The organism is Vagococcus sp. 211, assembly GCF_056322705.1.
Map to the genome: position 1 here is coordinate 975240 of NZ_CM150475.1, position 22304 is coordinate 997543.

Sequence of the window (22304 nt, forward strand, 5' to 3'; positions counted from 1 at the left end):
CAATGGAAATATTTTTAGTTGTGAAACAATCAATATCAGGTTGGAATTGTATAAATATAGTTGCATATAAATCTAAAAAATTTGCAGAAGAGTATATAGACAAGCAATTAAATCAAGAACAATATCTATATCGTATAGAAAAAATAAAATTTATCGAGTAATCATACCAAGTTTTTCTGGATGTTCAAACCATTTTTTCATATCATAAACAAACTTCCAAACATTATCATCAGATGGTTTAATGTAACCTTCTAAGTTGGGATTCATACCCATATTTTCAAATTTTGTAGTGAGCCAGTAATTACCGTGACCATGTGCCTCTATTTCAGGTAACCAAGATTCAAGTTCGCCACATGGAACTACAAATAATCCATATTGTGTTAAGTCATTAATGAAACTATTTGCAAGTTCAAAATAATCAGGACTAGATTGAAGATAATGTATCCCTTTAGTTTTTAATTCGGGTTTTTCTTCGTATTGTGATTTAACTTGTCTTTTCTTACTAGCTAATGATTCGTGCATGACTGAAGGTATACCAACTGATGAAAGATAATCTGTAAACATTTTCCCGTTATCTTTTATCATATCAAAATCAATAATTGAAATTGTAGGTATTCCTATATCTCTTAATAGTTTTGTAATCCATCCTACAGTTTGTTTATTTTGAGCATTAATAAATAGGCAGTCATCAATTGCCCATTCTGGCTTGTATTCTTTTAATCTATAATTTATTTCTTGGTAAAAAGCTCTATCTGAATCTGATTCAGTTACGACAACGTTTTTATAGAAAATACCATTTAATACATTTGTAGATCGGAGAAGTGGGTTTAAAGTGAGGTTTTTCAAAACATTCCCATCTATGGGTGTTGCTGTAGAAATACCATTTTGATATGTGAGTCTAATTAAATTCATATCAATATTTTTTTCCATACATCCCATTAAAAAATCAGCACTGTGGGTTGTGATAAAAATTTTTTTATTTAAGGTTTGAGAAATCTCACAGATGACAGAACCAAGTTTTTTAGATAGAGGAGGATGTAAGAAAGCTTCTGGTTCGTCAATAAGAAGTATTTCACTGTTATTAGATAAAATCTCAGAAATAGTTCCAATATAAGCTTTTATACCATCACTAATTTCGTTTGTTCCCATACAGGTTCTAAAAAAATCTTGTGCATCTGGTTTTAGCGAAAGTTCTAAGCTAGGGTCGATATCAGTGTCAGATAGTGCAAATCGAGCAAACTGCCCAGATGGATAAATTATTAAGTATTTTTTGAATGCATCATAAATATATTTTTTTAGTAAATAAAATTTATCTAGATTATTTATGTACCAAGTGATAATTGATTGATCTTTTTCGGAATAACCATTTTTTAAAGTGCTTAATGAGATTTCTTCATCTTCAAAAGAACTTAGACGTGTAACTCCATTTAAAAGTTTAGTTTGATGGGATAGAACGTATCTTAAGCTGTCGGCTCCTGAAGTTAAATCTCCTGTAGTCAAATCACTAAGAATGGATTCATATGTGTAATCTTTCTCAAAAGGTTCATTCACGTTAGTTGAATACGAATTTTTAGAATTAAATTGATAAGAACCGTTGTAGGGCTCAAAAAATATATTTTGATTTATTAATTTTTTAGCAGCTAATTCATCTATTTTATTAAACTGAATAAAATCTATAATTTTATTGTTGTTTTCTTTACCAGAAAGAAAATAATATAGTTCTCTTAAAAATAATGATTTCCCTGAATTATTGGCTCCAACTAGAACATTTACATTTTTAATGTCGATTTCTAATTTATCGTGTTCAGTTCTGCCAAATTTTAAATTAATTTTATTTATCATAAAATAACTCCTTTTATTTTTATTTTAATTATACCAAAGAAAGTAGGTGATACCACTGGATAATAAATTTGATTTAACTGAACTACTGGAATATGTAGATCCTAGCACCCTGGGATATCAAGATTGGGTGAATGTCGGAATGGCATTAAAACAAGAAGGTTACGACGCATCTGTTTGGGATGAGTGGAGCCGTAACGACTCAAGATATCATGATGGAGAGTGCTTTAAAAAATGGGATTCGTTCCAGGGAAATGGGGCACCAGTCACAGGAGCGACTATCACGCAACTTGCTAAAGACAGCGGTTGGAAAAGTAGTTGGTCAGATGATACGACATTCCTTGATTGGAATGATAGCTTCATACCAACAGACGTTGATAAAGGGTACAAGTTAGTTAATACAGATTGGATTCTTGGCCAAGAAATTGCAGAGCCGAAGTTTTGGAATCCATCTCAACAAGTCATTGATTATTTAGAAGCAGTATTTTATCCAGGAGACATCATTGGATATGTAAACGATGGTTATCTTCATACAAATGGTGATATTGAAAAATGGATTCCTAAGAGTTCAGGCGTTTATACGAAAACAGCAGGAGACATCATTCAAGGTTTAAGAAATTGTAACGGAGATATTGGGGCGGTAATGGGAGACCCGAATATTAACAGTGGGGCATGGATTCGATTTAATCCGTTAGATGGGGAAGGTGTTAAAAATACCAACGTTGTAGATTTTAAATACGCATTAGTCGAATCAGACAACATGAGTATTGAGCAACAGAATGAAATTATTAGGGAATTAGAATTACCAGTTGTCGCATTATCTTACAGTGGGAGTAAGAGCATTCATGCAATTGTGAAAGTGGATGCGGTAAATTATCTTCAGTACCAGGAGAGAGTAGATTATCTTTATAAGATAGTAGAAAAGAACGGTCTTAAAGTAGATAAGCAGAATAAGAACCCATCTCGATTAACTCGTTTACCTGGATTTGAACGTAATGGGAAGAAACAATTCTTAATTGATACGCATATCGGTAAACATTCTTGGGAAGAATCGGAAGAGTACATTGAGGATATGAACGATAATCTTCCTGATCCAGAAAACTTGGAAGATTTATTCCAACAAAAAATTGAATTAGCACCTGAATTAATAAAAGGGGTATTAAGACAGGGGCATAAAATGTTAATCGCTGGTCCAAGTAAAGCCGGTAAATCTTTTTCATTAATTCAATTGGCCATAGCGATTGCTGAAGGTCGTGAATGGTTCGGACTATCATGTCAAAAGGGAAAAGTATTATATGTCAATTTAGAGCTTGATGAAAAGTCTGCCAAAATGAGATTTATTGAAATTTACAATAAATTAAATCAAGGGCATGACCATGTTTCTAATATTGATATATGGAACTTAAGAGGGAAGACGAGTCCAATGGACAAACTAGCACCTAAGTTAATCCGTAGAGCACAAAAACAAAATTACATAGCCGTAATAATTGACCCAATATATAAAGTATTAACTGGTGATGAAAATAGCGCGCATGAGATGGCCAATTTTACAAATCAGTTCGATAAGATAGCAACGGAATTAAATTGTGCTGTTATCTATTGTCACCATCATTCAAACAATTATTTAGGTGTTCAAGCAGCAATTAAAAAATTTGATAAAGAACAATCAATTTCACTCAACGCAATAAATAAAGGTATAAACGCTTATGAAGAATTTTTTGATGGTGTTCACTCGAATGATAATGGTTACAAATCTTTAGCAAATCAAATTGTAGATTGTTTAAATAATACATAAATAACTAGATTAACGTCTATTTATTTTATCTACAAAGCGGTGATATAAATAAAACTTTAAAAACATGAATATTTTTTGCTTTACTACGTCACTTTAGTGTAAAATAGTTTAATTAATATAATAATGGAGATGATCTTATGTGGGGAAACTGGAATATGAATAACAATAGTAGTCAACAGCAAGCGATAGTTAGACAAAGAGAAGAGAGTGATAGACTTCAAAGAGAGCAGATTGAAAAAAATAAAGCTAGAAAAGTAAAAGAAGAAAAAGAGGTTGCTGAGGTAAAAGAAAAAGAATAAATAGCTTAGAGATTAGAATTCTAGTCTCTTTTTATTTTATCCAAAAATAAGAAAAGGTGGTAGCTATGATTATGAGTGATGAATTATTAACTCGTGAGATCCTTCAACGTCTGACAAGAATTGAAGAAAATACGAAAGGTATTAATGAAGCAACAGACAAAAAATGATGAAGCTATTAAAGAAATCGAAGTCAATAATAAGTGGTCATGGGGATTTATTATCAGTCTCGGACTTACTAGTATCGGCTATTTTTTTACTAATATTCTAGGAGGGAAATAATACGGACGGATTACAAGAAGCATTATTAAATTTAACAACAATTCTTATCACTGCCGCAATAGGTGTTGTATCAGCTAAAGCGACACAATACTTTACAGAAAAAGGTATATTAGCAAAGTTTGAAGCGAGAAGACGTGCTAGAAAACTGTTAGAAACTCAAGAGATTATCATTTCAGATTCAGAGTTAGACAGTTTAATTGAAGCAGCAGTTAGTGGATTTAATCAAGGATATCAAGATAATAAATAAAATTAGGAGTGATAAAATGACGAGAATTAACATTGAAACATCAATAGGGTTTATGGATGGTTTAAGACAACGAGGTATTAGATACTCAATGACAGGATCTCGTGATGCTTCTGACGGTACTGGTGATTGTTCAGGTACTATTTGTTCGTTCTATTGAGAAAACTGGAGCTAGTAGACCGGCGTGGCTATACAACACTGATTCAATGCATGCTTGGTTAGTTCAAAATGGATATAAACTAATTGCAGATAACAAAAATTGGTTAGCTAAGCGTGGTGATATTGTCATTTTTGGTAAAAAAGGAGCGTCAGATGGTGTGGCAGGTCATGTGGTCGAGTTTATCAATAATACTCAAATCATTCACTGTACTTACAAAAATCCACAAATGAATGGTGTTTATATTGATAATGAAGCAACTACCTGTCCTTATTATATGGGATGGTACGCTTACCGTAATGATAATATCGATACAAGCAAACCGATTGACGTACCAGCAACAGCTAAACCGGATAAAGTTGGTTGGTACGCTGAGAAGGGAACCTTTAAATCAAATGCAGGTAATGCTAACATTGCTATCTTAGATAAGGCGATAGATGGAAATGTACTAGGGTGGATTAAGCCTGGTCAAGAAGTTAAGTATGATCAGTTTACTCATACGGGTGGCTATGTTTGGGTAAGACAACCAATAGCTAACGGTAAGTATGGTTTCGTAGCCATAGGTAAATCAAATGGAAAAACTAAAACTGGATCTTGGGGACCTTGTTATTAAATATGAAAGCCTATCTCGTTAAATTGAGATAGGCTTTTTTGTTTATGTAGGTGTCTGTTCTTTTATTATATTGTTAGGGACAAGTTTTATTGGTATCATAGAATAATGATATAAGATTTGATTTAGTTGAATAGCTTACTAAGACTAAGTAAATTGAAATGTGTTATTTTATTCTTTATCCGAACTTTATAAAAAGTGTTTTTTGTGGTTTGGTACGCAAAAAAGCTCAATTAATATAACAAAAGTTGAATAATAAAAGAAATATAAAATAGTGTTTTAACGTTGATTTAAAGGCGTTTGGTTACGTTGTGAAGAATGATAAAAATAACAAAATTGGTAAGTGCATTGCATGGTAAAGCAGCTAGAATTAAAGAAATCCGTTGTTAATAATTCGTTATTAATGAATAAAGGACCCTTGGATTCCAAGGGTTCTTTTTTTATGTTCTGTTATTCAATTGATGCTTATTACGTCAAGTAATTAAATAGAGAGTCAGATGTATATAATGATAGCCTATTAAGAACAAAAAAAGTTCTTAATAGGCTATTTTTTTAGTGAAATAAGATTAGATTAAACAAATATGAATAAAATTTCATGTTATTTTTTATTGACAAGCCTTTTTTTGAATGGTAAATTAACTATGCTAAAACATAAAGCGTAACAATTACGATTTAGAAAATGGAAGGATGTTGGATATGGCGACAAAAGCCAAAATAGCTAAAGCAAAAAAACAAGAAGTTTTAATTGAGCAATATAGAGAAACAAGAGAGGAACTTAAAAAAAGGAAAGATTATGCTGCGTTAGCTAAGCTACCTAAGAATTCAAACCCTATTAGATATAGAAAGAGAGATGAAACAGATGGACGTCCAAGAGGTTACATGGGTAAATTCGGATTGTCTAGAGTGACCTTTAGAGAGCTTGCTCACCAAGGTCTAATCCCTGGTGTAAAAAAAGCAAGTTGGTAAAAATGATTGGAGGATAACAATGGAAAAACAAGATATATCAAGTGCTAGACGCCGGTTATTGAGTCCAAACATTAAGACTCGAAAAAGAGCTCTCGCTTTAATTAAAAAAAAGAAACAGGAAAATAAGTTAAAAAATAGATAATTAGAAGGAGTCCATTAAAATGACACGGAAAATCAAAGTAATAATAGCAAGCATGTTAGCTACTGGTTTATTTATAGGATGCAGTAAAGGCATAGAAGAAAAGAGTCATCAAAAGAAAGGAGACTTAGACATTGTAACAACCTTTTATCCTGTCTATGAATTCACTAAACAGATTGTAGGACAAGAAGGAAATGTCTCTCTGTTAGTTCCGGCTGGATCGGAACCTCATGATTATGAACCTTCCGCGAAGGACATGGCTCATATCCAAGATGCGGATGTTTTTGTTTATCACGATGAAAATATGGAAATGTGGGTGCCAAAAGCACAGAAAAGTTGGAAAGAAGGAAGTCCTAATGTGATACAAGGGACTAAGAATATGATACTCCTCCCAGGTGATGATAGCCATGACCATGACCATGATCACGATCATGAGAAGGAGGAACATCATCACGAATTAGATCCCCACACTTGGTTGGCTCCATCCCTTGCAATCAAAGAGGTAGAATCAATTAGGGATCAATTGATTCAAGAGTATCCTGAAAAAAAACAGGCATTCAATTCTAATGCACAAGCCTATTTAACAGAATTGAAACAATTAGATAAGCGCTACAAGGATCGTTTAGGTCAGGCCAAAGAAAGGACTTTTGTAACACAACACGCAGCATTTGGCTATCTAGCATTAGAATACAACTTAGTACAAGAACCAATTGCTGGACTATCCCCAGAGAAAGAACCAACTGCAGCTAAGTTGGCAGAATTAAAAGATTTTATTGAGGAACATGACATAAGCCACATTTACTTTGAAGAGAATGTGAATGCTAAGATTGCTAAAACATTAGCAGATGAAACGAAAGTAGCATTAGCGGTATTGAACCCTTTAGAAAGTTTATCACAGGAAAAGATAGAAAACGGGGAAAACTATGTATCTGTTATGGAGGATAATTTAGTATCCTTAGAAAAAACAACACAAAGAGAAAGTAGGAAAAAAGAAAACAAGGCAACAGAAACATTACATAAGACTGTCTCAAATGGGTATTTTGAGGATAATGAGGTAAAGGATCGCTCACTGGATGATTATGAAGGTAACTGGCAATCTGTCTATCCGTTATTGCAAAAAGGTGCGTTAGATCAAGTGTTTGAGTATAAAGCAAAAATGACTAAAGACATGACTGCTGAGGAATATAAGGATTACTATACCAAAGGTTATCAAACAGACGTTGATAAGGTAGTAATATCAGGGGATACAATGGATTTTATTGTCAATGGTGAACATCATTCTTACACTTACACCTATAAAGGACATGAAATTCTTACATACAAGAAAGGGAATAGAGGCGTTCGATTTATTTTTGAGACGGATGATGAGGAAGCTGGACGATTCAAATATGTGCAATTTAGTGACCATGGCATCGCTCCAAAGAAAGCAGAGCATTTCCATATCTATTTTGGTGGAGAAAGCCAAGAAGCATTGTTTAAAGAAGTCACCCATTGGCCAACGTATTACCCAGAAGAATTGAGTCAACATGACGTCGCGCAAGAAATGATCGCTCATTAGGCAAAAAAATAAGCCACAGGGTCTTCTTTATAAGAAAGACCTGTGGCTTTGCGTTAGTCTAATTGATTAAATTTGGACTCAATAATAGCTGAAAATAGGCCAACAAGTAAGGCGCTGGCAATAATAGAGAAGGGGCTAAATCCCCATTCTGAAATAGCATTTAATAGGCCAGACTCGTATTTATAATTGTAAATATAACCGTAGACAATGGGAAACATCAGTGCGATGACGGTTACTAAAGTGTGAGATACAAACACAATAATGACAGGCCAGTTATGGTGACGTCGTATCAAAGATAAAATCAGTGTTGAAATAAAAAAGGTAATAATGACAGGGAAAAAATAGCCTAATAAGTGCCAAATAACAGACGATGCAAACCCCATTAAATGAGAAATAATCCCATGATTAGGTGTCATTATCATGTCATAAATTCCTTGTATGACAGCATAAGCCGCTGTTCCTAAAATAAAAGCAAGCATACTTTTGTAAATATGATGTAACATATCTTTCACTCCTTTCTTTAAATATAACGGATATTAAAGGCGGATACCTCCTACTAGAGACTTATTTTTAATAGGGTAACCAAAAATAAGTAAAAAAGCGTAGCTTACTAAAGTAAGGAGGCGATAATAATGACAGCAGAAGAAATTCCTAATTATCTCACGACTTTAAGGAAAGAGTTGAAAGAAAACTTACTAGTGTTCGATATGGAAAGATTCAATCAAGCTTATATGGAATCTCTAGATACGGTGATAGAAGGCAATACTCCTAGTTTAGAACTAATAGGTGAATGCCATTATTTCAAAGATTTATTAAAAAAAGAACACACCATTTTGATTTAAAATGGTGTGTTTATTTAATCTAAAACGGCTAGAATATCTTCAGTTAACTCACTTTTTTGTATTTCTTCCCAGCCCATTACCCCTTTTTTCTTGTTAACGTGTACCTTTAAATAGGCATTTTCTCTCAAAGGACGATCTTCAAAGGAATAAAAATTAATATTCTTTTGTTCTTGTTTTTTATTCACGCTATTTAAGTGATAGTCGTAACGATAAGTAGGTTCTCCTTCGATGTCACCACTATTGACTCTTTCGCCTTGTTGATTAATTTTGGTATAGTAAGGTGTTGTTCCATAATTATCTTGGTAGAGATAAAAGCCAATTCCTAGAAAAACAACTAGTAAAATCCCTATTAAACTCATTTTTTTCATCTTTTATCGCTCCTTTCATTATTATTATAAAATAGTCTGTTTTATAATAATAGGGTCCGTAGTTTTAAAAAGGTCTAGGTCTTAAGGTTGACAAAAAATGAAATATTGTCTATATTAGAATCAATAATACTGTTTCATGTGACTAGATCGTACTAGGCATGGAAAATTTTAGCGTCTTTAGACTTCTGAGGATCGTTAGGATTTTCTGTGCTTTTTTTAGTGATTGTGTCACAGGAAACACTTCTGCAGAAGGGACTATTATGAAAATAAAAAAAGTGTTAAACCAAAATGCTGTACTTGTTCTTGACGAAGAAGAAGAAAAAATAGCAGTTGGTAAAGGAATTGGCTTTGGTAAGAAAAAAAATGATTTAGTGTATCATCGTGACATAGAACGATTGTTTGCTATGGAAGCAGAAGGCCAACGGAAATTACAAAGTCTAATGGCTCAAATCGACGAACGCTTCTTTTTCGCTGCTGAAAAAATTATCGATTATGCCGAAACCGTGTTGATGGAAAAGTTGAACAGTCATTTGTTGATTTCTTTGTCGGATCATTTGTCTTTTTCCGCGGAAAATTTGTCCAATGGTATTTTTATCCGAAACAAATTATTGAAAGAAATTGAAGCGTTGTATAGTGAAGAATTTGCTGTTGCTCAGTGGTCCGTAAGTTTCTTAACAAAAGAACTTGGTATCCCTTACACTTACGATGAAGCAGGTTATATTGCGATTCATATACACAGTGCCCGAGCCGGTGAAGTTAATAATAATCGAAGCATCCGTGAAGTATCCATTGTCTCTGATATTATATTACTTATTGAAAAAGAACTTCAGACGGATATTCACTCAGAAGAGATGTCTTTGAATTATTCAAGATTAGCAAATCACTTACGACTCTTACTCCAACGTTTCAATCAAAATCAATATGCTGTATTGGATCAAGATATTTTGGCATTAGTCAAAATAAAATACCCAGAAAGCTATGATGTGGCACGTAAAATTAGGGTTCTATTGATGAAACACTATCAAATTTCAATTACTGGAGAGGAATTGGGCTATTTAGCAATCCATATTGAACGATTGCGACTAGCCACAACTAATATGAAAAGAGGAGAAATAGAATGAAAGCGTACATGCAAAAAATGGGACGTTCGCTGATGTTGCCCGTTGCGACATTACCTGTTGCTGCGTTGTTTATGGGAATTGGTTATTGGATTGACCCGAGTGGTTGGGGAGGTAACAACTTACTAGCAGCCTTCTTAATTAAAGCAGGGGCAACGATCTTAGATAACTTAGGAATTATCTTTGCGGTAGGTTTATCGTTTGGTATGGCTAAAGATAGAGACGGATCATCAGCTCTGGCAGGACTGATAGCCTTCTTAGTTCCAATGCAGTTACTTGCACCTGGGACGATTGCCATGTTTAAAGGAATTGAACTAGAGGACGTTAACATTGCCTTTCAAGCGATTAATAACAAAAACGTCTTTATTGGTATTTTAGCAGGGTTAATTGCTAGTGCGATGTATAACCGTTTTAATGAAACAACCTTACCAATGGCCTTGTCTTTCTTTAGTGGGAAACGCTCCGTGCCAATTGTGACATCTTTAGTGATGTTGGTTGTATCAGCATTGCTTATCTTCATTTGGCCACCTGTTTATGGCGGTCTGGTAACCTTTGGTGAAGGAATTTCAAGCTTAGGGCCTGTTGGAGCAGGGTTGTATGGATTCTTCAACCGTTTATTAATTCCAACTGGATTGCATCATGCTTTAAACAATGTGTTCTGGTTTAATATTGCAGGAATTGATGATATCGGTAAATTCTGGAGTAGTGAAGGCGTTAAAGGTGTGACAGGTATGTATCAAGCAGGGTTCTTCCCAGTAATGATGTTTGGTCTACCAGCAGGTGCCTTTGCGATGTATCAATGTGCTCGTGAAGAAAATAAAAAAACGACGGCATCATTAATGATGGCAGCTGCTTTTGCTTCTTTCTTTACAGGGGTAACAGAGCCCTTAGAGTTTTCATTCATGTTCGTAGCATGGCCATTATATGTTGTTCATGCTGTACTGACAGGTTTATCTCTATTTGTTGCTGCAACGTTCCAATGGACAGCAGGCTTTAACTTTAGTGCTGGGTTCATCGATTTTATTCTAAGTTTACGTGTACCAATTGCTAACAAACCTTACATGTTACTGGTTCAAGGGTTGGTTATGGCAGTGATTTATTACTTTACGTTTATGTTCGTTATTAAGAAATTTAACTTAATGACACCAGGACGTGAAAAAGTAATTATTGAAGATAATAGAGAACTAGCTTCAGCTGTTGGTAATGAACGATTTGTAGTCCTAGCTAGTCAAATATTTGATGGATTAGGTGGTAATAACAACATTAAGTCCATTGACAACTGTACGACTCGATTAAGGTTAGAACTAGAGGACACAGGAAGAGTGGACACAGAGGCGATTAAAGCGACAGGGGTACCTGGCGTTAAAATTATCGATGCTAAGAATCTACAAGTCATTGTTGGAACAGAGGTACAATTTGTGGCAGATGCTCTGAGCCGGATTCACCAAGCAGGTGGATTAGGGGTTGGATCAAAAGAAGAAAAGAGTACTAATCTGTATGCTGTGACTACAGGGCAATTGGTTCCTTTATCTTCAGTAGCAGATGATGTCTTTTCAACTAAAATGATGGGTGATGGCTTTGCGATTAAGCCTACTGCTCGTAATATTTATTCTCCAGTATCAGGTGTTGTGACGAGTGTTTTCCCGACAAAACATGCGTACGGGATAAAAACAAACAACGGTATCGAAGTTTTAGTTCATGTTGGATTAGATACGGTAGAACTGAAAGGTGACCCTTTTGATGTTAAAGTAGAAGAAGGGCAAGCGGTTGAAAAAGGAAGCTTATTGGCAATGGTTGATTTTGATAGTATTGCAAAAGCTGGTAAAGGAACAGATGTTATAGTCGTCTTTACTAATACAGATGATATAGCTGAGGTTACAATGAACTCGCAAGAAACCGTGAGAGAAAATGATTTAATTGGTCAAGTGAGTATCAAATAAAAGTAATGAGGTCATAAAAAAGAGTTAGCACTTTCAAGTGCTAACTCTTTTTATTTTAGTATCATATGAATCGTAATCCCATTAGGATCGATGGTTGTAAACTGTGTGTCAGTAAGAGGCTTCACTGGGAACTTATTCATTAACAACTGTTCCTGAATCTTATTAAAAGAGCCTTCTTCTGTCCATATCATTTCATAACTATGAATACCTAAATCATCAGTTTCTCGTTTAGCTAGGCCTCTCCCTTGCCAAATATTAGCAGCAATGTGATGGTGATAGCCATCTTTCGCATAAAATCTAGCACTTCCACCTAGGTTATCTGTTAGTTGTAATCCTAAAATATCCTGATAAAAGCTATCATTAGCAGATAAGTCAGAGACACTTAAGTGAATATGTCCCATCATCGTTCCTGCAGGCATTTTTGCTAGTGGTAGAGGTGCTTCCTCAAGCATACTTCTAGCATCCATTTCAATGGAAATTCCTTTTATATCACCATTGTCACGCACATCCCAATGGCTGGTCTCTTTATCAGTATAAATTTCAATGCCATTTCCTTCAGGGTCTTCTAAATAGATAGCTTCACTGTAACCATGGTCAGCAGCGCCAATTAGAGGTGATTTTGTCATGATTAAATGCCTTAAAATCCCTCCTAATGCCACCCGTGACGGAAGTAAAAAAGCCAAATGGTATAAGCCAGTTTGTTGTTTCTTAGGCGCTGAAGGATGGAGCTGATGTAATTGAACCAAAGGTAAATTCGTCTCTTTAATGCCAAGTGTGACAGTTCCTGACTTTTCTTCTAAAGTTGATAAACCAATGATGTCCTCATAAAAATGATGCAATTCTTTTAAATTGTTAACGTTTAATATCACTAGACCTAAGTCTAAACTGTGTTGTTGTTGTAATTGTTGTCTCATATTAACCACCTCTTACTTTTTGTTAGTATAAGTATATAACTTATTTAAAGTAAGTCAAAATGATATGCATCAAAAAAAGACCTAATAAAAGGTCTTAGGTAAAAGAGATAGAGAGTTGTACGACTTGTTCATTTTGTTTGAGGGTGTCTTGATTGGCCTTATCCTCTGTGAGAGTTACTTGTGATGGGTCATAAGCCCATTGTTGTAAGATAACCGTTTGTGTTGATTTAATCGATTCATTTAATGTTTTATTGGTCATTGACCCCATTGATAACTGTTCCGAATCTTGTTGGATAATGTCTGATAATTTGAAGCTTGCTGTTGAGTTAGCACCATTGGCATCAAGTTTTAGTCTAATTTCTTGTGCCTCATCGTTAAAGAGTTCTGCCCAAGATAGCTCACCTTCAAAGTTAGTGCTGTCAGTAAATCCTAATGATACCAAGGTTTCCTCAGTTTCTAGAATACCCTTAACATAGTAATGATACTTAACAGTCACAGTATGACTTGTGGTATGAAAGAGCACTTTATTATAATCTTTCAGAAGTAGATTTGTTTGTTGAGGTTCTACGTGTTCATAACGAATTTGATTTTTTGAAGCGAGTCTTATCTGTTTCAGGTTAATATTAAAATAATTTAGCAAATATAACACGCCTAGGCTTAAAACAGCGATTAATACGAATATTTTTAAGGGATTTTTATTATTTGATAGCATGATTATCATCTCCTTCTGTTTTATTATACCCTATTATAATGAAAAAAAGCTATGATTCATTGAATCATAGCAATAGTTGTTTACTTGTAGTCTCATAGGGTTCAGGTAGATTTAATGCTTCTTCTTGCCATTTTTTTTCATTGGCACTAATATTTAACACTAAACCAACAAGGATTGACAAGGTCAATAAGTTGGATCCACCATAGCTCATAAACGGAAAGGGAACACCAGTCATAGGAATAACCCCTAAAATTCCACCTAAGTTGACAAAGACTTGGATAAGAATTGCTGACCCAACACCGATACAAACAAGTGAATTGAACGCTGATTTTGCTTGAATACCAACGGCAAAAATACGTAAGATCAAGAAGAACAGTAAGGCTAAAATAAATAAAGATTTAATTAAGCCAAGTTCTTCCATCACGATTGAAAAGATAAAATCCGTTTCTGCGACAGGTAAAAAGCCTTTTTTCTGAATACTTTGACCCAAGCCTCGACCGAACCAACCCCCATTATAGATGGCATAATAAGAGTTAATAAGCTGGAAGCCGTTGGTTAGTTGATCTTCAAAAGGATTCTTCATGACTGAGAATCGTTTGTAGATGTAATGGTATTTGCCAGGAAGTAGCATTCCGTCTTTGAACATCACCAGTTGCGTCATCACAAAAGCAAAGACAGCAGTAAAGGTAAAACCATAAACCAAGTAAAGGTAGGCAATTCCGCTTGAGGCAACTAACACTAAAAAAATCAGAGTAAGTATGGTTGCACCACCAACGTTTGGTTGGATAAAAACGAATAAAATCAGACTGCCAATAACAATAAGGGAGGCTTTGATAGAGGACTTAAAGTCTTCTTGAATACTCTCTTGCCGCTTAGCTAAAATATAGGATGTATAGATAATGGTAGTAATCATAACAAACTCAGAAGGTTGTAGACTAATAAAACCAAGATTAATCCATCTCTGAGCCCCTCCCGCAGCGAATCCCATAATCATGGTAACGCCTAACATAGCAAATGAAATAGCGATCATTATTTTTTGGAAAATGTCCGTTTGATAGATACTTAGTTTGGTTCGATAAATAATGGTAATCAGTATTAACGATATCACTAGAAACAGTGATTGTTTCGTAGCAAATGCCATGGAACTTTTACCCGATTGGACTAGTTTATAGGAACTGGCACTGAAAATCATTATAATTCCTATAAAATTCATGACCAAGTAGGGTATAAGTATTTTGAAATCAATGTACTTAAATTTGTTTTTCATATTAAAATCATATCCCCTTTGACTCATAGCTAGTTGTTCTAGCAATCACTGTTAATCATACGCAATTTCACACCGTAAATCTAGGAAAAAAGTAGTTTTTATAAAAATAATTCATCTTTTTCTTATAATTGGGAAGAAGAGACAAAATAATATAGAAAAAACTTAACTTTTGAAGGAGAAACAGGTAAAGTGGAGAGAGAAAACGAAAAAGAGAGTAGTGATAGGATGTCAGTGCAGAAAAATAAAGTGACTCCATTAGCCGTATTAGGGGTGTCTTTTCTTTTAACCACGGGAATGTCAATTAGTGGGACATTGCCTTTAATTAAAGAACAACTGGATTTAACTCAGACTCAAAGTGAGTTAATAGGAACAGTACCAAGTTTAGCGGTATTTATTTTTGTGTTATTATCAGATAGTATTTCTACAAAAATCGGGATGAAACAAACCGTATTATTAGGCCTCTTATTTGTAACAATTGGAGGAACCACCCCCTTATGGTTACCACAAACATTTACGAGTATTTTAATCGGTCGTTTAATTTTAGGTATGGGGTTTGGTTTATATAATTCATTGTCGGTGGGTTATATTAATGCCTTGTATCAAGGTAAAATGCGAGCTAAATTACTAGGATTTAGGAATTCATTTGAAGCGGTAGGGCAGATGGCTTTAACTTTTCTAGCCGGTTATTTATTACTGTTCGGGTGGGAATATGCTTATGCTATTTACTTCTTTGCTCTAATTATTGGCGCGTTCTTTTACTTTAATGTCCCTCAAGTTGAAAAAGTGACCCATGAGTCAAGTGTTAAGACAAGATTAACCCCGTTGATCATTGGGACGATTGTAGTGGCAGCAATGAACGTGATGGTGAGTATCGCCATCGCTGTGAGATACCCGACATTAGCCATTGATCTAAAAGGGGCTGGTTATAATACGAGCCAATATTTAGCTATCATGCCAATTTTAGGCATCGCTGCGGGTTTTTGTTTTGAATGGTTACAAAGAACACTTAGCCATCGCATTCTATATTTAGCTGTTATAGTAAATGTTATGTCGTGTTTATTGATTGGTTTATCTAGTCATTCTTTTGTCTTACTCGTTGTGGGATTATTAATATCAAGTATCCCTGTAGCTTGGGTGTTACCTTATATCTTTAATCACATAGATACCGTATCAGTTAACTCTAATCCCTACATGGTGACCTCGTTTATATTTGTTGGGTGTAATATTGGAGTCTTCTTATCTCCTGTGATACTTAGAGGTTTAGAACTAGTAACAGGTGTAGATAGCCTTAGATTACCTTTTGTTATCTTAAGTGGTATTTTCGCTTTAATGCTAGTCGCTTTAATGACCTATTTTAATCAAAAGAAAAAGAAGAGTGCCTAAGGCATTCTTCTTTTTTGTCTCTATCTACTTCCTTGTAACCACTGATTAAAATTAGCTTGTAATTGATAACCGATGTCTTCAGGTGATTGGTGGAAGACGTTTCCCATAATGTGTAACATGTTTTCTTGTTCTGTGATGTAGTCAACAGAAGGAGAAGCATGCACCCATTTCAGGGCTTCTAGACCGTCAGATTCCATTAATAAGCGTTCAAAAGGGACACGGGTCATTAATTCTACCAAGTAAGGCTCATTTTTGAGGCTAGGTCCAATGGTGAAGTAACAACCAAGAGCAATGTAGTCATCGAGGTAATCAAGTGTACCGTACCAATGAACAAGATATTGGTTAGGATAGTGTTGGATAGTATCTAACACTTCTTTTTCTCTCTTTTTAGTATGGAGAATGACAGGTTTTTTAGTCTGAGAGGCGTACTCTAATTGTTTTTTAAACGTCACCATTTGTGTTTCTAAAGGAACCTTGGTCCATAAATTATCTAAACCAATTTCTCCGATGAATGAGGCCTCATCTAAGGTATTTAGACACTCTTCAAAGGATAATTTGTCTGTATCCCAAGGATGAATCCCAAAGCTTAGCCTTAGGAAAGGGACATTTTTGATGAGAGCTTGATTTTCTTCCCACTCTTTTGGTGTCTGGCAATTAATCATGGCAGGAATATGATGATTCAGTAACAAGGTTAAAAGTTCTTTATTCTTGGATAGATGACAATGAGCATCAATTAAGGGTAAAGTCATTGGTCAGTCCTCCTCAACTTTGGCCAAATGTTGGTAGATAGAATACCTTAAAGGACCCTGATCCGCAAGCCACTCTCTTGTCTGTTGCGTCCCATCAAAGGATAATTCTGAGACAAAAGTACTTGGTTGATGGCCCATAATCAAGATTCTATCAGAAAGATATAAGGCTTCATCAATATCGTGAGTGACTAAAATAATGGTCTTATTTAACTGATGGCTAATAGTTTTTAACCAATCTTGTAGTTGTTGTCTTGTAAAGATATCTAGGGCCCCAAAAGGTTCATCTAGTAATAAGATGTCTCGATCAACTAAAACCGTTCTTAAAAAAGCAACACGTTGTCTCATCCCGCCTGACAGAGTAGTAGGAAGAGCGTATTTCACCTCAGTTAAGCCGAAAATAGCGAGATACTCATCGATTACTTTGGTATCAATGGGAAGGTGATGCAACGTTTGATAAAGGGTGATATTCTCATAAACGGTTTTCCAATCAAAAAGCAAATCTTCTTGAGGCATATAGGAAAAGTGATTGTTTAATCCTGTCACTATCTCTCCATCCACCGAAAAGCGGCCACCACTTGGGGTGAGGGTTCCGGATAAAATGTTGAGTAAGCTAGATTTACCACAACCGCTTGGGCCCAGTATGGAAACAAATTCTTTTTCTTTAATTGTTGTTGTCAGTTCATGAAAAATGAGACGATCTTCGTAAGTTAGTGCCAGTTGATCTAAGTGAATCACATTACTCATCCTTTGTAATAAATTGATTAGTATAAAGCGTGCTAGCAGGAATTTTTTCGCTGATTAATTCATTATCAAACATAAATTCCGTGTAGCTATTCCAAACGTCGTCTGTCATAACGCCCCATTTACTTGGTGTTGTTGCATAATGTTTAGACACGAATTCTTGGGATTTCTTTAAAAACTCTAGGTCATGGTCTGGTGCTGATTTGAATAAAATATCGGCCCCTTTGTCAGGTTCAGCTATTGCAAATTCATAGCCTTTTTTTGTTGCATCCACAAAGTCTTGGATGAGCTCGGGGTCTGTGTCGATTAATTGATCTGTTGTTAAGATAATCGGTGTATAGTAATCTAATCGACTATCAAGGGATGTTAATGGCATAAAATTCAATTCATAACCATCCATCAAAGCTTTAGTGTAATCCCATCCTTCATAAAACCATTTAATGTCAATGTTTTTACCTAAATCAGAAGCACCCACAGCAGGGTTACCAACCATTTTTAACTTTGAAACATCGGCTTTATCATTGAGCATAACAGCTTTCAATGTGGCTTCCTCACTTGCAGATTGCCAGCCAGCATACGTCTTTCCTTCGAAATCTTTAGGAGTCGTAATGTTAGCTTCTTTTAAACTCGCGAAGCCTGATGTGTTGTGTTCTAACACCGTGGCAATGGCTTTAACAGGAATTGGGTCTTTAGACGCTGCAGAGTAGGTCAAGTCTTCTTGGTAACTTAAAGCAAATTCTCCTTTATTAGCTCCTAAAAGAGCCAGGCTGGTACTATCTTGTCCTGGTTCAATAATCGTTAAATCAATGCCTTTTTCTTTATAGTAGCCTTTTTCTTTCGCTACATAGATACCTGTGTGGTTCGTATTAGGTAAATAATCAAGAATAAGGGTGACTTCTTTCAAATCTTTGTCTGTGGTTTCTTTCTTTTCATTGTTTGTGGCACAAGCCCCCAATGTTAATAAAGCCATACTACTGATAACCAACCATTTAATTTTTTTCATTTGGAATCATCCTTTTCTTAATTAGTATATAATGAATAAGTGAAACGCTTGCATTTAGAAGCAAGCTTAATGTCATAATCATAATAATTGACGCAAACACGTTGTCTAGTAGATACCCGTTTTTGGCACGAATCATATAGTACCCAAGCCCCGCTGATGCGCTGAGCCATTCTCCAACAATAGCACCACCAATACAGTAAGTAGCAGATATTTTTAAGCCAGATAGAAAGGCAGGGAAGGCTTCAGGTATTTTAACCCGTTGATAGATTTGTTTTGTTGATGCCCCGTATGTTTTTAGTAAGGTAATCTTCTTTTGATTCACATTTTTTAGGCCATCAGTAAAAGCAACTGAAATAGGAAAGAAGCACATCAGGACGACCATTAAAATTTTTGGGGTCATACCGAAACCAAACCAAATAGAAAAAATAGGTCCTAACACTAAAATAGGAATCGTTTGAGAAATAACTAAGTGGGGGTAGATGGTCCACTTAACAGGTTGAAACGCATCCATCGCAATCCCGATAACAAGAGCAAGTATGGCCGCAAGTATCAAGCCAATCAATGCTTCAGTGAGTGTCACAAGACTGTGGGTTAATAAGACATTAAATTCGGTGATTAATGATTGAAAAATCTGTGTTGGGACAGGTAAGATGTAAGCAGGGACTTTTAATAGTCTGCCAAGTAATTCCCATATGCCAACAAAAATAATTAAACTACTGGTTGGATAGATCCAACGTTTTTTCACATAGAGTCAACTCCTTAACAATAAAAAAAGACCAGGGGAGCCCTCGTCGAATGGTTGTGGTATACACAAAGTCTCCCTACGACGGTATTAACCGACAGGTTCTAAGGGTCAAAGTTATTACTTACTCTCAGGCTAACACGTAGCCTCCCCTGATCTATTCATTTATAGGTGAAGTGTAACATTAAAAAAAATGGGGGTCAATTTATTTTAACATTTAGTGAGGAGGAAGCAGTTATGACAAAGAAACATCTGTACGATATAGAGCTGATAACCATAAAGAATAACAAGAGAATTAACAACAATCGTCATTCTTTTTCACTAATTTATTCTCTCCATGGCTCGTTTGAATTAGATAAAGAAGGCACACTAGATTATCTTAATGAGGATAATTTTTATTTAATGAATCATTCTGATTCGTTAATGATTAAGAATAATAATCAGCACAATCATTTGCTTCACGTCCGTTTTTATTTTTCTGAGATAGAAAAAATCATTGCTGATGATTGGCGTCCCTTTTTTAACGATGTAAAACTTGTTTATATGGCAGAAGAAGAACGAGTGATTTTCAAAGAAAAATTTTTTCGTTTTATCTTAGATGCTTTCGAGGTAAAAGAAGCGGTACAGCCCTTTATTAGCACGAGTTATTTACTAAGTTTTTTACAATACATGAATAAAACAGCTTTGGTAGTGAATCATACTAAAGCTTACAACCTAGATATAGATAGCGGTCATCCTAAGATTCAATCCATGATAGCTCATATTGAAAAACATTACGCCAATCGCTTATCCTTAACTGATTTCGCTAAAAATGATTATGTTTCAGAGGCCTATCTGTCTCGTCTTTTTAAGGAAGAAACAGGTATTACGTTTTCACGTTTTGTGGACCAAGTTAGGTTACAACATGCGACAGCGGATTTAAGACAAACAAGTTTACCAGTAATCACAATCGCACTAAATAATGGCTTTCCTAGTGCTAAGCGTCTGACAGAAGTGTTTAAGAAAAAATACCATGTCACTCCTAATGATTACCGGAAAAAAGAAAGTGCTAAAATAAGAGGGAAACAAGAACCATTGGTAGAAGAGGAAAGTTATCATATTATCCCTCAAGAAGAAGCGGTTCAATTCATCGCTCAGTATATGTTGTCTCAAAATATCAAACAAACGGGAGCAGTCACTTCGAAGAAACATACGATTTCGGTGGAACAGGAGCAGTCAGGTTCTTTCAATAAGCCACAAAGAGTGATAAACATTGGGCTAGCTGAAAATGGGTTATCAGAAGATGTCCGTCAACAAATACGTATTCTACAAGAAAAAATTCCTTTTGATTACATTCGTTTTTTTGGCTTGTGTGAAGAAGTTGACCATCAGCATTATGTCATCACAGATAAACACGTTAACAATTACCGATTATTCTCCTTTATCAATGAGATGAGACTGCAGCCGATGATTGTCTTAACGGTAACGGAGCAAACAACCCTTGAAGCATGGCAAGAGCAGCTCTGTTATATTCGTCAGATTATTCAGGGATACGTTCATTTTGAGGCAAGCTTTAGGCTTGGGTGGTACATAGAAATTAATGTAGCAGAACATGATGTATCTAGCAGTGTCCTTCGAAAATTATACGATATGACCTATGATTTTTTACATGAGAATTTCACCACGGGTCATGTGTCTCTTAATATTAACCACCGTGAGCTTTCTGTGTTTAAAGAAGTCATCGCTCCTTTAATAATCGCGCAACGGGTACCAGATATTCTCTCGATTAGTTACCGTGATTATGCCCTTAAAAGTGACAGGTCACAAGGGAGCCATGTTCTTTTTTTAGAAGAATTGGATGCGTTATTGGCATTATCAAAAGGAGCATACAATGATAATCCACCTAAGCTATTTGTGACAGAGTGGAACATATTAGCTAGTGACAATCATATTCTTAGTGGTACTTTTTTTAGGTCTGGGATTGTTCTTAAGGCAATGGTGGAATTATCACATAGAGTGGACGGTGTTGGTTTTTGGTTGAACCTTGAAAGTGAAGCGACGGTTACTAAAAAGAGCAAAGATTCCAATTTATCTGTATTCCTTCATGGCCCATTGAAACGCCCTTTATATTTTGTCTTAACTCTGTTGGACCGAATTGGAGAAGACATTATTTATCAATCGGAACGGTATCTTGTGACCAAAAAATTTAATTCTTACTATTTGTTGTATTATAACTATTATTTTTTAAACCCAACAGATACAGCCTACGAAAATTTATGGAAAACCAGCCAAAAAGAAGAAGTGTTTCAGTTTGTTGACTTGCCAAAGGGGCGCTATTTAGTTAAGGAGTTTTTGTTAGATAGTCAACATGGTGGCATTTATCATCAGTGGTTAAAAGCGGGCGGATTTACAGAGATGGATACAGATGTTCAGGAATATTTATTGCAATCAGTGGTTCCTGATTTTAATATGAAAGAGATCGTCGTAGATGATGGGACCATTGAGGAACAAATTACCTTAGAAATGAATGCTTGTTATCTTTTGATTATGAATAGAGTCGAATCATTGGAAGAAAAATTAAGAAAGTAAGAAAAAGACCGTCTTATTATTACTTTCTTTTGTATCATGATAAAATGAAAAAAAATAACCCCTGATAAGGT

General features: G+C 35.2%; 23 protein-coding genes, 2 pseudogenes and 1 riboswitch. Of the genes and pseudogenes, 15 read left to right on the top strand and 10 right to left on the bottom strand.

What is annotated here, in order from left to right; translation table 11 throughout:
- The first annotated feature begins 2 nt into the window (after positions 1 to 2).
- Positions 3 to 161, top strand: coding sequence for a hypothetical protein (locus ACVWM0_RS04850; protein WP_476473496.1), 159 nt, complete (start codon positions 3 to 5; stop codon positions 159 to 161).
- Here the strand turns inward: ACVWM0_RS04850 and ACVWM0_RS04855 are convergent.
- Complete coding sequence (locus ACVWM0_RS04855; RefSeq protein ID WP_476473497.1) at positions 151 to 1842, bottom strand: ATP-dependent nuclease; 1692 nt, start codon at positions 1840 to 1842, stop codon at positions 151 to 153. The two genes, ACVWM0_RS04850 and ACVWM0_RS04855, sit on opposite strands and share 11 nt — an antisense overlap.
- Before the next feature lie 55 nt (positions 1843 to 1897).
- On the opposite strand from ACVWM0_RS04855, the pseudogene ACVWM0_RS04860 reads away from it, so the two are divergent.
- The 9 genes and pseudogenes from ACVWM0_RS04860 to ACVWM0_RS04900 form a co-directional block, all read left to right on the top strand.
- Positions 1898 to 3469 (top strand): annotated as a pseudogene (locus tag ACVWM0_RS04860) (AAA family ATPase); the annotation flags it as partial.
- 320 nt (positions 3470 to 3789) lie between these two features.
- On the top strand, positions 3790 to 3933 hold the full coding sequence (locus tag ACVWM0_RS04865) for a hypothetical protein (RefSeq protein ID WP_476473498.1): 144 nt from the start codon (positions 3790 to 3792) through the stop codon (positions 3931 to 3933).
- Positions 3934 to 4077: 144 nt separating this feature from the next.
- On the top strand, positions 4078 to 4212 hold the full coding sequence (locus ACVWM0_RS04870; protein WP_476473499.1) for a hypothetical protein: 135 nt from the start codon (positions 4078 to 4080) through the stop codon (positions 4210 to 4212).
- Between the two features lie 28 nt (positions 4213 to 4240).
- Positions 4241 to 4459 (top strand): annotated as a pseudogene (locus ACVWM0_RS04875) (hypothetical protein); the annotation flags it as partial.
- A 16-nt stretch (positions 4460 to 4475) separates the two neighbouring features.
- Positions 4476 to 4616 carry a hypothetical protein gene (locus tag ACVWM0_RS04880; protein ID WP_476473500.1) on the top strand — a complete coding sequence of 47 codons (141 nt, stop codon included), beginning with the start codon at positions 4476 to 4478 and terminating at the stop codon, positions 4614 to 4616.
- The gene (locus tag ACVWM0_RS04885; protein ID WP_476473501.1) at positions 4564 to 5226 is read left to right on the top strand and encodes a peptidoglycan amidohydrolase family protein; all 663 of its coding nucleotides are present in this window, start codon (positions 4564 to 4566) and stop codon (positions 5224 to 5226) included. The genes ACVWM0_RS04880 and ACVWM0_RS04885 overlap by 53 nt, the downstream gene beginning before the upstream one ends.
- Positions 5227 to 5919: 693 nt before the next feature.
- Positions 5920 to 6189, top strand: a complete 270-nt coding sequence (rpsN, locus tag ACVWM0_RS04890) for a 30S ribosomal protein S14 (RefSeq protein ID WP_476473502.1) — start codon at positions 5920 to 5922, stop codon at positions 6187 to 6189.
- Positions 6190 to 6208: 19 nt separating this feature from the next.
- Complete coding sequence (locus ACVWM0_RS04895) at positions 6209 to 6331, top strand: putative metal homeostasis protein (RefSeq protein ID WP_476473503.1); 123 nt, start codon at positions 6209 to 6211, stop codon at positions 6329 to 6331.
- A 19-nt stretch (positions 6332 to 6350) separates the two neighbouring features.
- Positions 6351 to 7886, top strand: a complete 1536-nt coding sequence (locus ACVWM0_RS04900; protein ID WP_476473504.1) for a metal ABC transporter solute-binding protein, Zn/Mn family — start codon at positions 6351 to 6353, stop codon at positions 7884 to 7886.
- A gap of 53 nt (positions 7887 to 7939) precedes the next feature.
- Here ACVWM0_RS04900 and ACVWM0_RS04905 read toward each other — a convergent pair whose 3' ends face one another.
- A complete protein-coding gene (locus ACVWM0_RS04905; protein ID WP_476473505.1) occupies positions 7940 to 8389 on the bottom strand; it encodes a hypothetical protein in 450 nt (149 codons plus the stop codon).
- Positions 8390 to 8518: 129 nt separating this feature from the next.
- Here ACVWM0_RS04905 and ACVWM0_RS04910 point away from each other — a divergent pair, with 129 nt between their 5' ends.
- On the top strand, positions 8519 to 8728 hold the full coding sequence (locus tag ACVWM0_RS04910; RefSeq protein WP_476473506.1) for a hypothetical protein: 210 nt from the start codon (positions 8519 to 8521) through the stop codon (positions 8726 to 8728).
- Positions 8729 to 8742: 14 nt separating this feature from the next.
- On the opposite strand, the gene ACVWM0_RS04915 is transcribed toward ACVWM0_RS04910, so the two are convergent.
- Positions 8743 to 9096, bottom strand: a complete 354-nt coding sequence (locus ACVWM0_RS04915; RefSeq protein WP_476473507.1) for a YxeA family protein — start codon at positions 9094 to 9096, stop codon at positions 8743 to 8745.
- Positions 9097 to 9356: 260 nt separating this feature from the next.
- Here ACVWM0_RS04915 and ACVWM0_RS04920 point away from each other — a divergent pair, with 260 nt between their 5' ends.
- Together ACVWM0_RS04920 and nagE are read left to right on the top strand one after the other, a co-directional pair.
- Complete coding sequence (locus tag ACVWM0_RS04920; protein ID WP_476473508.1) at positions 9357 to 10217, top strand: PRD domain-containing protein; 861 nt, start codon at positions 9357 to 9359, stop codon at positions 10215 to 10217.
- On the top strand, positions 10214 to 12154 hold the full coding sequence (gene nagE / locus ACVWM0_RS04925) for an N-acetylglucosamine-specific PTS transporter subunit IIBC (RefSeq protein ID WP_476473509.1): 1941 nt from the start codon (positions 10214 to 10216) through the stop codon (positions 12152 to 12154). Before ACVWM0_RS04920 ends, nagE begins: the two co-directional genes overlap by 4 nt.
- A 50-nt stretch (positions 12155 to 12204) precedes the next feature.
- Here nagE and ACVWM0_RS04930 read toward each other — a convergent pair whose 3' ends face one another.
- The 3 genes from ACVWM0_RS04930 to ACVWM0_RS04940 all read right to left on the bottom strand — a co-directional run bounded on the left by ACVWM0_RS04930 (position 12205) and on the right by ACVWM0_RS04940 (position 15047).
- The gene (locus ACVWM0_RS04930; protein WP_476473510.1) at positions 12205 to 13068 is read right to left on the bottom strand and encodes a VOC family protein; all 864 of its coding nucleotides are present in this window, start codon (positions 13066 to 13068) and stop codon (positions 12205 to 12207) included.
- 94 nt (positions 13069 to 13162) lie between these two features.
- Complete coding sequence (locus ACVWM0_RS04935; protein WP_476473511.1) at positions 13163 to 13780, bottom strand: hypothetical protein; 618 nt, start codon at positions 13778 to 13780, stop codon at positions 13163 to 13165.
- 64 nt (positions 13781 to 13844) lie between these two features.
- Positions 13845 to 15047 carry an FtsW/RodA/SpoVE family cell cycle protein gene (locus ACVWM0_RS04940; RefSeq protein WP_476473512.1) on the bottom strand — a complete coding sequence of 401 codons (1203 nt, stop codon included), beginning with the start codon at positions 15045 to 15047 and terminating at the stop codon, positions 13845 to 13847.
- 225 nt (positions 15048 to 15272) lie between these two features.
- On the opposite strand from ACVWM0_RS04940, the gene ACVWM0_RS04945 reads away from it, so the two are divergent.
- Positions 15273 to 16430 carry an MFS transporter gene (locus ACVWM0_RS04945; protein WP_476473513.1) on the top strand — a complete coding sequence of 386 codons (1158 nt, stop codon included), beginning with the start codon at positions 15273 to 15275 and terminating at the stop codon, positions 16428 to 16430.
- 20 nt (positions 16431 to 16450) lie between these two features.
- Here ACVWM0_RS04945 and ACVWM0_RS04950 read toward each other — a convergent pair whose 3' ends face one another.
- The 4 genes from ACVWM0_RS04950 to ACVWM0_RS04965 are packed head-to-tail and all read right to left on the bottom strand — an operon-like array spanning position 16451 to position 19668.
- Positions 16451 to 17179 (bottom strand): TatD family hydrolase, encoded by a 729-nt coding sequence (locus tag ACVWM0_RS04950; protein ID WP_476473514.1) that lies wholly within the window; start codon positions 17177 to 17179, stop codon positions 16451 to 16453.
- A gap of 3 nt (positions 17180 to 17182) precedes the next feature.
- Positions 17183 to 17914: an ABC transporter ATP-binding protein gene (locus tag ACVWM0_RS04955; protein ID WP_476473515.1), complete on the bottom strand. Its 732-nt coding sequence runs from the start codon at positions 17912 to 17914 to the stop codon at positions 17183 to 17185.
- Between the two features lies 1 nt (position 17915).
- A complete protein-coding gene (locus ACVWM0_RS04960; protein ID WP_476473516.1) occupies positions 17916 to 18923 on the bottom strand; it encodes an ABC transporter substrate-binding protein in 1008 nt (335 codons plus the stop codon).
- Complete coding sequence (locus ACVWM0_RS04965; protein WP_476473517.1) at positions 18910 to 19668, bottom strand: ABC transporter permease; 759 nt, start codon at positions 19666 to 19668, stop codon at positions 18910 to 18912. Before ACVWM0_RS04965 ends, ACVWM0_RS04960 begins: the two co-directional genes overlap by 14 nt.
- 56 nt (positions 19669 to 19724) lie before the next feature.
- Positions 19725 to 19829, bottom strand: a riboswitch (TPP riboswitch).
- 73 nt (positions 19830 to 19902) lie between these two features.
- On the opposite strand from ACVWM0_RS04965, the gene ACVWM0_RS04970 reads away from it, so the two are divergent.
- Positions 19903 to 22233 (top strand): helix-turn-helix domain-containing protein, encoded by a 2331-nt coding sequence (locus tag ACVWM0_RS04970; protein ID WP_476473518.1) that lies wholly within the window; start codon positions 19903 to 19905, stop codon positions 22231 to 22233.
- Positions 22234 to 22304: the final 71 nt, after the last annotated feature.